This window comes from Enterobacter sp. KB-280D8, assembly GCF_041399405.1.
Classification (GTDB): domain Bacteria; phylum Pseudomonadota; class Gammaproteobacteria; order Enterobacterales; family Enterobacteriaceae; genus Enterobacter; species Enterobacter cloacae_N.
This window is the reverse complement of record NZ_JBGKEC010000005.1, coordinates 195,624-207,593: the sequence shown is the minus strand read 5'-3', so window position 1 is coordinate 207,593 and position 11,970 is coordinate 195,624. Positions and strand designations below refer to the sequence as shown.

The window sequence follows — 11,970 nt, the reverse complement described above, 5'->3', positions numbered from 1 at the left end:
TTTCTCCGTATCTGGACGTCATAATCAACTGCCACGCTCGCCGTGGCAAAGAATAAAAAGGATTAAGGAAAGAAGATGAAAAAACGCGTACTCGTTATTGCCGCTCTGGTGAGCGGTGCACTGGCTGTTTCTGGCTGCACAACCAACCCTTACACCGGTGAGCGCGAAGCGGGTAAATCCGGCATCGGCGCGGGCATCGGCTCGCTGGTAGGCGCAGGCGTTGGGGCGCTCTCCTCCTCCAAGAAAGACCGCGGTAAAGGTGCGCTGATTGGCGCAGCGGCGGGCGCGGCTCTGGGCGGCGGCGTTGGTTATTACATGGACGTACAGGAAGCAAAACTGCGCGACAAAATGAAGGGAACCGGGGTGAGCGTCACCCGCAGCGGCGATAACATCATCCTGAACATGCCGAACAACGTCACCTTTGACAGCAGCAGCGCAACGCTGAAACCCGCGGGTGCGAACACCCTCACCGGCGTGGCAATGGTGCTGAAAGAGTACAACAAGACAGCCGTGAACGTGATTGGCTACACCGACAGCACCGGCAGCCAGGATCTGAACATGCGCCTGTCCCAGCAACGCGCCGATTCCGTGGCCAGCTCGCTGATTACCCAGGGCGTTGAAGCGAACCGCATCCGCACCAGCGGCATGGGCCCTGCCAACCCTATCGCCAGCAACAGCACGGCGGAAGGCAAAGCGCAGAACCGTCGTGTAGAGATTACGTTGAGTCCAATTCAGTAATCGCATTTCCCCCTCTCCCCGTGGGAGAGGGTCGGGGTGAGGGCATCAGACCGCACACCCCGGCATGAACCACTTGCCATCGTTGATTTTCCCGCTAAGGTATTCTCACTAAATTCAGGGAAATCAGCGATGAGCAAACCAGCCCGGGCCACCATCAGCGACGTGGCGAAAGCCGCCAAAACCGGTAAAACCAGCATTTCGCGCTACCTTAACGGCGAGAAACACCTGCTGTCCGATGCGCTGCTGGCGCGTATTGAACAGGCCATTGCCGATCTCGACTACCGTCCCAGCCTTATGGCACGCGGGCTCAAACGCGGCCGCACCCGTCTGATTGGCCTTATCATCGCCGATATCACCAACCCCTACTCCGTCAACGTCCTCAGCGGTATCGAGGCCGCCTGTCGCGAGAAGGGTTTCACGCCGCTGGTCTGTAATACCAATAATGAAGTCGACCAGGAGCTGCACTATCTCGATCTGCTGCGCAGCTATCAGGTCGAAGGAATTGTGGTTAACGCGGTAGGCATGCGTGAAGAGGGCCTGAACCGCCTGCAGCAATCCTCCCTGCCCATGGTCCTTATCGATCGTAAAATCCCGGAATTCGCCTGCGATGTGGTTGGGCTGGATAACACCCAGGCAGCCACAACCGCTACCGAGCACCTGATCGAACAGGGCTTCGAGGCGATTCTGTTCCTGAGCGAACCGCTGGGCATGGTAAATACCCGACGCGATCGCCTAGCGGCATTTCGCGCCACGCTTGCACGTTATCCCGGCGTCATCGCCGAAAATGCCGAAACGCCGCTTCACGAAGCCGACCAGCTCGACAATACCCTGCGCCAGTTCCACACCCGACATCGCGGGATGCGCAAAGCCGTTATCTCCGCCAACGGGGCGCTGACGCTGCAGGTCGCCCGCTCCCTCAAGCGCATTGGCCTGCACTGGGGCAGCGACATCGGTCTGCTGGGCTTTGATGAGCTGGAGTGGGCGGAGCTGGCAGGCGTTGGTATCACGACCCTCAAACAGCCCACCTGGCAGATTGGCTATGCCGCTGTAGAACAAGTGGTTCGTCGTATTGAAGGCACCAGCGATGCCGTACGCGAACAGGTCTTCTCCGGCGAGCTGATCGTTCGCGGCTCCACCGCCCGTTAATTTCCCCTTGTGATAGCGATCATAAATTCGACATCCTGACCTTTTCTTTGGAACCGGTTCCATCTAGCGTAATAGTATTGATATGTTGCGATGGAGTCCGAAGATGGGCAGGAAAATTATGGTGGTCACCGCCGCGTACGGCGCGGAACAGGTGCGACAGGCTGGCGGTCAGCGGGCGATGCTTCCCGTTATTGCAGGCGCAGGGGCAGACGGCGTGGAGATCCGCCGGGAACTGTTCAGCAGCGAAGAGCTGCTGGCGCTGCCTGCGCTGGGCGAATCCATTGAGCTGCTCGGCCTGCTGGCGTGCTACTCCGCCCCCGCAGCCCTGTTTATGCCCGACGGCACCCTCAACCCGGACCTGACCCGCTACCTCTCTGAGGCCAGCACCCTTAACGCCCTGTGGCTGAAGGTTTCCCTGGGTCATTTCCGCGACGCGCAGCCTCTCGACGCCCTGCGCGCCCTGCTGAATGCCAGCGGTATGGCGCTGGTCGTGGAGAACGATCAGACCGACTGCGGTCAGCTCGCGCCGATGCAGCGCTTCCAGGCCGCCTGTCGGGAAATGGCGTTGCCCGTCACGCTGACCTTCGACATGGGCAACTGGCTGTGGGTGGGCGATTCGCCTGAGGAGGCCGCGCGTCGCCTGGCCCCTGCGGTGAGCTATATCCACGTTAAAGCCGCCGTGCCGCATAAAGATAACTTCCGCGCCGTGGCGCCTGACCACGCCGATGCGCGCTGGCTGGATCTGCTCGGCCAGCTGCCTGCCGATGCCCCGCGCGGTATCGAGTTCCCGCTGGAAGGGACGGATTTAACCGCCGTTACCCGCCATTACGTCAATCTGCTGCGCGAGGAGTAAACCATGCACAAGACGCTGGATGTCATCACGATCGGCGAAGCCATGGCGATGTTTGTCGCCACTGAAACGGGCGAACTGAGCGCGGTAGAGCACTTTATCAAGCGCGTGGCGGGCGCAGAGCTGAACGTCGCGACCGGACTGGCGCGTCTCGGCCTGAACGTCGGCTGGCTCAGCCGCGTGGGGGACGACAGCTTTGGCCATTTCGTCCTCGACTCACTGAAAAAAGAGGGTATTGATGCCGCAGGTGTCACCCTTGATGGACGCTTCCCTACCGGCTTTCAGCTTAAATCTAAGGTCGAAAATGGAACCGATCCCATTGTGGAGTATTTCCGTAAAGGATCGGCGGCAAGCCACCTCTCTGTGGCGGATTACCACGCCGACTATTTCGCCTCCGCACGCCACCTGCACCTGAGCGGTGTGGCGGCAGCGCTCTCTGCCAGCTCGTATGAACTGCTGGACCATGCGGCAACGACCATGAAGTCGCAGGGCAAAACGATCTCTTTCGATCCGAACCTGCGCCCGGTTCTGTGGAAAAGCGAAGCGGAAATGGTCGAGAAGCTCAACCGCCTGGCATTCCGGGCGGACTGGGTGCTGCCGGGCCTGAAAGAAGGGATGATCCTGACCGGCGAAAGCACGCCGGAAGGCATTGCCGATTTCTACCTGAATCAAGGGGTAAAAGCGGTGGTGCTGAAGACCGGTGCCGATGGCGCATGGTTTAAGACGGCCGATGGTGAACAGGGCGCGGTCGCCGCGGTGAAGGTTGAGAACGTGGTCGACACCGTCGGCGCGGGCGATGGCTTTGCCGTGGGCGTTATTAGCGCGCTGCTGGAAGGCAAATCACTGCAGCAGGCCGTCGCGCGGGGCAACAAGATTGGCTCGCTGGCCATTCAGGTGCAGGGCGACAGCGAAGGATTACCAACGCGAGCAGAGCTTAACGAATAAACATTCCCCTCACCCTAACCCTCTCCCCAGAGGGGCGAGGGAATGACTTGCTCCCTCTCCCCTCTGGGGAGAGGGCCGGGGTGAGGGGCATAAATCGCACTCAACAAAACAAGCCACCGTGTACCCTACAGACAACGGCGGTAACAACCTCAACAACAGAGGCAAGCCTATGAACAGTTCGACCAATGCAGTAAAACGCTGGTGGTACATCATGCCAATCGTGTTTATCACGTACAGCCTGGCGTATCTTGACCGTGCCAACTTCAGCTTCGCGTCCGCGGCGGGGATCACAGAGGACCTTGGCATCACCAAAGGTATCTCCTCCCTGCTGGGTGCCCTTTTCTTCCTGGGCTACTTCTTCTTCCAGATCCCCGGTGCGATTTATGCGGAACGCCGCAGCGTGCGCAAGCTGATCTTCGTCTGCCTGATCCTGTGGGGCGCCTGCGCGTCACTGACCGGCGTGGTGAACAATATTCCTGCCCTGGCCGCCATTCGCTTTATCCTCGGCGTCGTTGAGGCGGCGGTCATGCCGGCGATGCTGATCTACATCAGCAACTGGTTTACCAAATCCGAACGCTCGCGCGCGAATACCTTCCTGATCCTCGGTAACCCGGTCACGGTACTGTGGATGTCGGTGGTGTCTGGCTACCTGATCCAGTCCTTCGGCTGGCGCGAGATGTTTATCATCGAAGGGGTACCCGCGATTATCTGGGCATTCTGCTGGTGGGTGCTGGTAAAAGATAAGCCTGCACAGGCAAAGTGGCTTTCCGAAGATGAAAAAGCCGCACTGCAGGCGCAGCTGGATAAAGAACAGCAGGGGCTGAAGGCGGTACGTAACTACGGCGAAGCCTTCCGCTCCCGCAACGTTATCCTGCTCTGCGCGCAGTATTTTACCTGGAGTATCGGTGTATACGGCTTTGTGCTGTGGCTGCCGTCGATTATCCGCAGCGGCGGTGAAAACCTCGGCATGGTTGAGGTGGGCTGGCTCTCTTCCGTACCGTATCTCGCCGCGACCATCGCCATGATCGTCGCATCATGGGCATCGGACAAGCTGCAGAACCGTAAGCTGTTTGTCTGGCCGCTGCTGCTGATCGCTGCCTTTGCGTTCATTGGCTCATGGGCCGTCGGCGCGAATCACTTCTGGGCCTCTTACGCCCTGCTGGTTATTGCCGGTGCCGCCATGTACGCCCCGTACGGTCCGTTCTTTGCCATCATCCCGGAAATGCTGCCGCGTAACGTCGCGGGCGGTGCAATGGCATTGATTAACAGTATGGGTGCGCTGGGGTCGTTCTGCGGCTCCTGGTTTGTGGGCTACCTGAACGGTGCCACCGGCAGCCCGTCTGCATCGTACATCTTTATGGGGGTAGCGCTTTTCGCCTCCGTGTGGCTTACTCTGATTGTTAAGCCTGCTAATAATCAACAGCACCCCGTCGGTGCACGCCACGCCTGAATCCTTAAAAATCAACGGAGATTAGCATGAAGCCGTCCGTCATTTTGTATAAAGCACTGCCGGAAGATCTGCAGAAACGCCTGGAAGAACACTTCACCGTTACGCAGGTGAAAAACCTGAGCCCGGAGACCGTGGCGCAGCACGCCGACGCGTTCGCGAGCGCCGAAGGCATGCTGGGTTCAAGCGAAAAAGTGGATATCGCCCTGCTGGAGAAAATGCCGAAGCTTCGTGCTACCTCTACCGTTTCAGTAGGTTATGATAACTTCGACGTGGATGCCCTGAACACCCGTAAAATCCTGCTGATGCACACGCCGCATGCCCTGACGGAAACCGTGGCCGACACGCTGATGGCACTGGTACTCAGCACGGCCCGTCGCGTGGTGGAAGTGGCCGGGCGAGTGAAAGCTGGCGAATGGACAAAAAGCATTGGGCCGGACTGGTTCGGCGTGGATGTGCATGGCAAAACGCTGGGCATCGTGGGCATGGGGCGTATCGGGCTGGCGCTGGCTCAGCGCGCGCATTTCGGCTTCAACATGCCGATTCTGTATAACGCGCGTCGCCATCACAGCGAAGCTGAAGAACGCTTTAACGCGCGTTACTGTCAGCTGGATACGCTGCTGCAGGAAGCCGACTTTGTCTGCCTGATCCTGCCGCTGACGGATGAAACGCGCCATCTGATCGGCAAATCCGCGTTTGAAAAAATGAAGAAGTCCGCCATCTTCATCAACGCGGGTCGCGGCCCGGTGGTGGATGAGAAGGCGCTGATTGAGGCGCTGCAAAACGGCGAGATCCACGCCGCGGGTCTGGACGTGTTTGAGCAGGAGCCGCTTCCGGTGGATTCCCCGCTGCTGAGCATGCCAAACGTCGTTGCCCTGCCACACATCGGCTCAGCCACCCATGAGACGCGCTACAATATGGCGGCGACGGCAGTAGACAACCTGATTGCCGCGCTTGCTGGAAAAGTGGATAAGAACTGCGTTAACCCTCAGATCCAACAGTAGAAACGAAAAAACCCGCCAGAAGGCGGGTTTTTGAATTTTGTGCTACTGGGTTGGAAGCTTACAGGCTTACAACGTTACCAGCTGCTGGGCCTTTAGCGCCGCTTTCGATGGTGAAGGAAACTTTCTGACCTTCGTCCAGAGATTTGTAGCCATCGTTCTGGATAGCAGAGAAGTGTACGAACACGTCTTTAGAGCCATCGTCAGGAGTGATGAAGCCGAAACCTTTATCAGCGTTGAACCATTTAACCAGACCAGTCATTTTAGCAGACATAGAAATTACCTTATTAACAAATATATTGTGCCTTCCGGCTTGATGGATTGCGTTACAGATTTTTAAGCGATGAAGGAAGGGTCACTACGAAGGGTATCTATGGATAACAATCTGGACTGCTTTACTAAACTGCTTTAGGTCTGTGTAACAAACCGACGCAGACAGTTATACCGATGTGGTAGAGGAATGACAAGCGTTATTTTCTGAATGCCGAAAAAAAACCCCGCCTGAAGCGGGGTTTTTCAGTTTATTCTGTGGCAGCAACTGCTGCGCCCCACGCCTGGCTAAAGGCCTGGTGCTGGGCGGCCAGCGGCCCAATCAGCGTATTGTACTGACTTGCCTGCTGCGAGGTCGGGAACTGAATGCCGTTGGCAACAAAGCTCACCTGCGTACCCTGCTGGGAGATAAAATCTCCGACCTGAACCAGCTGCTGAGTGAAGACTTGCGCGGCCGGGATCAGCGGTTGTATCGCTTCAGACGGTTTCGTCACCACTTTCTCATACACTTTATCGAAGACCGGTTTGAGGTCCTCGCCCTGCTTCAGCGCAGAACGTGACGCGTCAGCCTGCATTTTCGCATTCTGCAGCTGCTGGCTCAGCACGCCGAGCGCGCCGTTGGACTGGCGCAGCGGCTCGCGCTGAGTCATATAATCCTGGGGAACACGGATGGCGTTCACGCTATCCACTACCGGGCGGATACCCGAGTCCATCGCCTGGCTCACCTGCTGTGAATACCCATAAAGAATGGCGTAATCGGACACAAAGGGGCCAAACTGTTTTTTCTGATCCGCAGTCAGCGTCGGCAACCGCTCGCCGCTGCGCATCACTGTATTCTGCAGAAAATCGATAAACGCTTTGCGCTGATCGCCTTCTTTATCAAAACACCCACTCAGGCTAACTACCATTAACAACGCCGCAATAGGCGCAAACCAGCGAGAGCAGGACTTTCCTGTCGCCATTTTATTACTCCTTTCACCCAAAAAAGCGCACACCGGCACACGCGTGCCCGACGCTGACAAGGATAGTCCAGGTCAGCCTTGCAAGATACTCTTTTCATGTAAAACGGCTATTGCCGATTTATTTCTTACTATTTACAAAAAAATACCTGGCGAAGCCGACATATGGTTAATCAGGTAATTAGCATAACTATCCATATAGCTGAATCGGATAAAGCGATCGTTACCGCACGATTAATCACAGCCGTGACGATCCTGGGTTTGTATTAGGGACTATTCTTAATTGGCTCTCTGATGTTCTTGATCACGATGTGAGATTTAAGAGGAGTTCTCAATGGAATATAAAGATCCTGAGTTTGAGCTGCTGAGCAGTCTGGAACAGATCGTTTTTAAAGATGTACCGCAGACCATTACCCTGCAACAAAAATCCAATCCCTTTACAGAATATGAGCAATTGCGCAAAGGGACAGGACTGAAAACGGAAGAATTCGCCAGAGCGATGGGTGTCAGCGTGGCTATGGTGCTGGAGTGGGAGTCAAAACGAGAGAAACCCACCCCAACCGAGTTAAGGCTGATGCGCCTGATTCAGGCCAACCCTGCACTCAGCAAACAGATAGCGTAGTGAAGATTGAATGCCCCCGCCTCTGCGGGGGCTTGTGTTTAAAGGCTCTCGAAACGCCAGCCCGTCTCCTCCCACACCATCTCATGCGTCAACGTTAACCCTTTTAAAAACGCATCATCGTGTGACACCACCAGCAGCGCGCCGGGGAAACACGCCAGTGCCGCTTCAATGGCCTGCACCGAGGCCAGATCCAGATGGTTGGTCGGTTCATCCAGCAGCAGGAGCTGCGTGGCCTCCGCGCGCCATAGCACGCAGGCCAGCGCAGCCTTCAGACGCTCGCCGCCGCTCAGTTCCGCCAGCGGAAGCGAAACTTTATCGGCCCCCAGCTGAAGCTGGGCTAAACGGGTTCGTAACATGCCCTCTTCCAGAGGCGTATTGCCCAGGTTGAGGTGCGTCATGACCGACTGCGAGAGATCGAGCCGGGAAAGATGCTGATCGAGATAAGCGCAGCTGACCGACACCTTACAGATTCCTGAACGCTGGCGAATGTCGCCGAGGATTGTTTTCAACAGCGTCGATTTCCCGCAGCCGTTCGGCCCTTTTAGCGCCACGCGCATCGGTCCATCCATCCGCCAGTTGAGTGGTGGTAAAGACACATGCGGCAGCACCAGATCCTCCAGCACCAGCACCTGTTTGCCTTCCGGGATCTGGCTCCCCGGCAGGGTGAACATCACCGGGCTATCTTCTTCAACCCGCTCACGCGCCTTGTTTACCGCGGCGTTCAGGGCTTCATTTTGCTCGCTATGCTGCTTTTTCCATGAGCCGATCCGCTCCTTCGCCGCGCCTTTGTATTTGACCCGTTCAAACGACGCGATATTCAGGGTATCGACGGTGCGCAATGTTTTTGCTGAACGCCGCTGGCTGTCGTCATGCTCTTTTTGCATGCGTGCGCGGGTGCGTTTGCGTTCCGTGGCAGCATGCTCCAGCGCCGCTCGGGCCGCCTGCTGTTCGGCATCGCGCTGGGTTTGATAATCCGCATAATTCCCGCCGTAGCTGCGCAGGCCGCCGCTGCTCAGCTCAAGGATACGCGGCACCTTCGCCAGCAGTTCGCGGTCATGGGAGGCCACCAGCACGCCGCCCTGATAACGGGCAAGCTGGTCGTAGAACCACGCCCTGCCTTGTCGATCGAGATGGTTTGTGGGTTCGTCCAGCAGCAGATAATCCGCTTCAGCAGTAAATGCACCGCACAGCAGCGCGCGAATGCGCTCGCCGCCGCTGAGCTCACCGGCTGGCTTATCAGGATCAAACGGCGGAAGTTTCGCCCGGGCAAACGCCTCGCCCAGACGTTCAGCTAAATCCCACAATCCATCAAGCGTTTCCAGATCGTCAGGCTGGTAATCACCGCTGTCGATGCGCGCTCGCGCCGCGAAGATGGCCTCAAACCCGAGCAGTTCAGCCAGCATCGTATGCGGCAAAATGTCCTGCTGCTGAGCCACATAAACATGTGTTCCGGTACGTTCGATATGCCCGCTTGCAGGCTCATCAAGCCCCGCCAGCAGACGCAGCAGACGCGTTTTCCCGCTGCCGTTGCGGCCCACCAGCGCGCACAGGGAGGATTCCAGAGAAAGATTCAGCGGACCAAAAAGGGTATCGCCCGTCGGAAACTGACAGGTGACCTGATGCAAAATAAAAGAAGGGGACTGCGCAAAATGAGCCATAAGCACTCCTGAATGAAATCAAAACATCCCCTGCCGACGCGGTGGCGTTTAGCAAGGATCGAAATTCATCAGTCGTGTTTGTTCATTTTTGGGGGGCGCTCCAGAGCGAGAAATTTAACGGAGATAAGGATAGCGGTAATGGGTTGACCATTTCAAGGTTAAATTTTGGGCGACACGGTATAAAAAAACCCGCCGAAGCGGGTTTTTCTCACCTGTAGGCCCGAGCAAGCGAAGCGCCGCCGGGCAGCGGGCACATTACTGCAGCAGCGAAATATCCGCTACGCGCAGGAACAGCTCGCGCAGTTTCTCGAGCATAGAGAGACGGTTAATACGCAGCTCTTTATCTTCTACGTTCACCATCACTTTCTCGAAGAAGGCGTCGATAACGTCACGCAGCTCGGCCAGCTCCACCAGCGCTTCCTGGTAGCGACCTTCCGCGAAGTACGGCTCGAGCTTGTCGCGCAGCACCACAACCTGCATCGCCAGAGCGATCTCTTCCGGCTCTTTCAGGGTCGCGGCGTTCACGCGCTCGTTCAGCGTCTCGTCGGATTTCGCCAGAATGTTGGATACACGCTTGTTGGCCGCGGCCAGGGCAGATGCCGCTTCCAGGGTACGGAAGTGGGAAACCGCCTTCATACGCGCATCGAAATCAGCCGGACGGGTCGGACGACGCGCCAGCACCGCCTGAATGGTGTCAACGGAGTAACCTTCGTCCTGATACCAGGCGCGGAAACGGCCGAGCATAAAGTCGATCACGTCATCCACAACGTTCGCGTTGGTCAACTTGTCGCCGTAAAGACGCACCGCTTCTTCGGTCAGGGTCTGCAGATCGAGGTTCAGGTTCTTCTCAACGATGATACGCAGCACGCCCAGCGCAGCACGACGCAGCGCAAACGGGTCTTTGTCGCCTTTCGGATGCTGACCGATACCAAAGATACCCGCCAGGGTGTCCATCTTATCGGCAATCGCTACGGCGCAGGCCACCGGGTTGGACGGCAGATCGTCACCCGCAAAGCGCGGCTGATACTGCTCGTTCAGGGCCACGGCCACGTCTTCCGCTTCGCCATCGTGACGCGCATAGTGCATGCCCATCACGCCCTGGGTGTCGGTAAATTCGAACACCATGTTGGTCATCAGGTCGCACTTGGAGAGCAGGCCCGCACGCGTCGCGTGGTTAACGTCGGCACCGATTTCACGGGCAATCCAGCCGGACAGCTCCGCGATACGGTCGGTCTTGTCGCGCAGCGTACCCAGCTGCTGCTGGAACAGCACGGTCTGCAGGCGCGGCAGGTTATCTTCCAGACGCTTTTTACGGTCGGTATTGAAGAAGAACTCGGCATCCGCCAGACGCGGGCGCACCACTTTTTCGTTACCGGAGATAATCTGGCTCGGATCTTTCGATTCGATGTTCGCCACGAAAATGAAGTTTGGCAGCAGCTTGCCGTCGTTGGCATAGACCGGGAAGTACTTCTGGTCACCCTTCATGGTGTACACCAGCGCTTCAGCCGGAACGGCGAGGAATTTCTCTTCGAACTTCGCGGTCAGCACAACCGGCCATTCAACCAGAGAGGTGACTTCTTCCAGCAGGCTGTCGCTCAGGTCGGCATTACCGCCAATCTTGCGCGCCGCTTCTTCCGCGTCCGCCTTAATTTTGGCTTTACGCTGTTCGTAGTCGGCAATGACCTTACCGCGCTCCAGCAGGATTTGCGGGTACTGGTCGGCATTGTCGATGGTGAACTCAGGCTCGCCCATAAAGCGGTGGCCGCGGATCACGCGATCGGACGCCACGCCCAGAATGGTGGCCGGAATAACGGTATCGCCCAGCAGCAGGGTCACGGTGTGAACCGGACGCACGAAGTGAACGTCAGACGCGCCCCAGCGCATCAGCTTAGGAATCGGCAGCTTAGCCAGAGAGGTTGCGATCATGTTCGGCAGTAGTGCTTCCGCGCTTTCACCTTTCACGTGCGCACGATACAGCAGCCACTCGCCTTTATCGGTGGTCAGACGCTCGGCCTGATCAACGGTGATGCCGCAGCCGCGCGCCCAGCCCTCAGCCGCTTTGCTCGGCTTGCCTTCCGCGTCGAACGCCTGGGCAATCGCCGGGCCACGTTTTTCGACTTCACGATCCGGCTGAGAGGCCGCCAGATTTGCCACTTTCAGCGCCAGACGGCGCGGTGCAGCAAACCACTCAATTTTACCGTGCGCCAGGCCAGCGTTATCCAGCTCGGCAGTCACGTTCGCAGCAAAAGATTCAGCCAGGCTGCGCAGGGCTTTTGGTGGCAGCTCTTCGGTGCCGATTTCCACCAGGAAAGTTTTCTCAGACATGGCCGCCTC

11 protein-coding genes are annotated in these 11,970 nt (G+C 57.5%); 7 read left to right on the top strand and 4 right to left on the bottom strand.

Translation table 11 applies throughout. From position 1 onward, the window contains the following. Positions 1–75: 75 nt before the first annotated feature. The 6 genes from AB8818_RS16295 to ghrB all read left to right on the top strand — a co-directional run bounded on the left by AB8818_RS16295 (position 76) and on the right by ghrB (position 6,130). Entirely contained in the window at positions 76–738 is a 663-nt protein-coding gene (locus AB8818_RS16295; RefSeq protein WP_008502762.1) for an OmpA family lipoprotein, read from the top strand. Between the two features lie 129 nt (positions 739–867). Continuing rightward, the gene (locus AB8818_RS16290; protein WP_116343076.1) at positions 868–1,884 is read left to right on the top strand and encodes a LacI family DNA-binding transcriptional regulator; all 1,017 of its coding nucleotides are present in this window, start codon (positions 868–870) and stop codon (positions 1,882–1,884) included. Positions 1,885–1,987: 103 nt separating this feature from the next. Next, entirely contained in the window at positions 1,988–2,737 is a 750-nt protein-coding gene (locus AB8818_RS16285; RefSeq protein ID WP_163330054.1) for a sugar phosphate isomerase/epimerase, read from the top strand. A gap of 3 nt (positions 2,738–2,740) precedes the next feature. Then, entirely contained in the window at positions 2,741–3,679 is a 939-nt protein-coding gene (locus AB8818_RS16280; RefSeq protein WP_192984074.1) for a sugar kinase, read from the top strand. A gap of 169 nt (positions 3,680–3,848) precedes the next feature. Continuing rightward, positions 3,849–5,129: an MFS transporter gene (locus AB8818_RS16275; RefSeq protein WP_116343070.1), complete on the top strand. Its 1,281-nt coding sequence runs from the start codon at positions 3,849–3,851 to the stop codon at positions 5,127–5,129. A gap of 26 nt (positions 5,130–5,155) precedes the next feature. After that, on the top strand, positions 5,156–6,130 hold the full coding sequence (ghrB, locus tag AB8818_RS16270; RefSeq protein ID WP_116343068.1) for a glyoxylate/hydroxypyruvate reductase GhrB: 975 nt from the start codon (positions 5,156–5,158) through the stop codon (positions 6,128–6,130). Positions 6,131–6,188: 58 nt separating this feature from the next. Here the strand turns inward: ghrB and cspA are convergent, their stop codons facing one another. Beyond that, positions 6,189–6,401, bottom strand: coding sequence for an RNA chaperone/antiterminator CspA (cspA, locus tag AB8818_RS16265; RefSeq protein ID WP_003860775.1), 213 nt, complete (start codon positions 6,399–6,401; stop codon positions 6,189–6,191). Positions 6,402–6,648: 247 nt separating this feature from the next. Further along, entirely contained in the window at positions 6,649–7,359 is a 711-nt protein-coding gene (locus tag AB8818_RS16260) for a DUF3053 domain-containing protein (protein ID WP_045260020.1), read from the bottom strand. A gap of 331 nt (positions 7,360–7,690) precedes the next feature. Here AB8818_RS16260 and AB8818_RS16255 point away from each other — a divergent pair, with 331 nt between their 5' ends. Continuing rightward, positions 7,691–7,978 carry an HTH-type transcriptional regulator gene (locus tag AB8818_RS16255; protein WP_116343066.1) on the top strand — a complete coding sequence of 96 codons (288 nt, stop codon included), beginning with the start codon at positions 7,691–7,693 and terminating at the stop codon, positions 7,976–7,978. Positions 7,979–8,016: 38 nt separating this feature from the next. Here the strand turns inward: AB8818_RS16255 and AB8818_RS16250 are convergent, their stop codons facing one another. Together AB8818_RS16250 and glyS are read right to left on the bottom strand one after the other, a co-directional pair. Beyond that, positions 8,017–9,636 carry an ABC-F family ATP-binding cassette domain-containing protein gene (locus tag AB8818_RS16250; RefSeq protein WP_192984076.1) on the bottom strand — a complete coding sequence of 540 codons (1,620 nt, stop codon included), beginning with the start codon at positions 9,634–9,636 and terminating at the stop codon, positions 8,017–8,019. A 255-nt stretch (positions 9,637–9,891) separates the two neighbouring features. After that, the gene (glyS, locus tag AB8818_RS16245; protein WP_163330050.1) at positions 9,892–11,961 is read right to left on the bottom strand and encodes a glycine--tRNA ligase subunit beta; all 2,070 of its coding nucleotides are present in this window, start codon (positions 11,959–11,961) and stop codon (positions 9,892–9,894) included. Between the last annotated feature and the right edge of the window lie 9 nt (positions 11,962–11,970).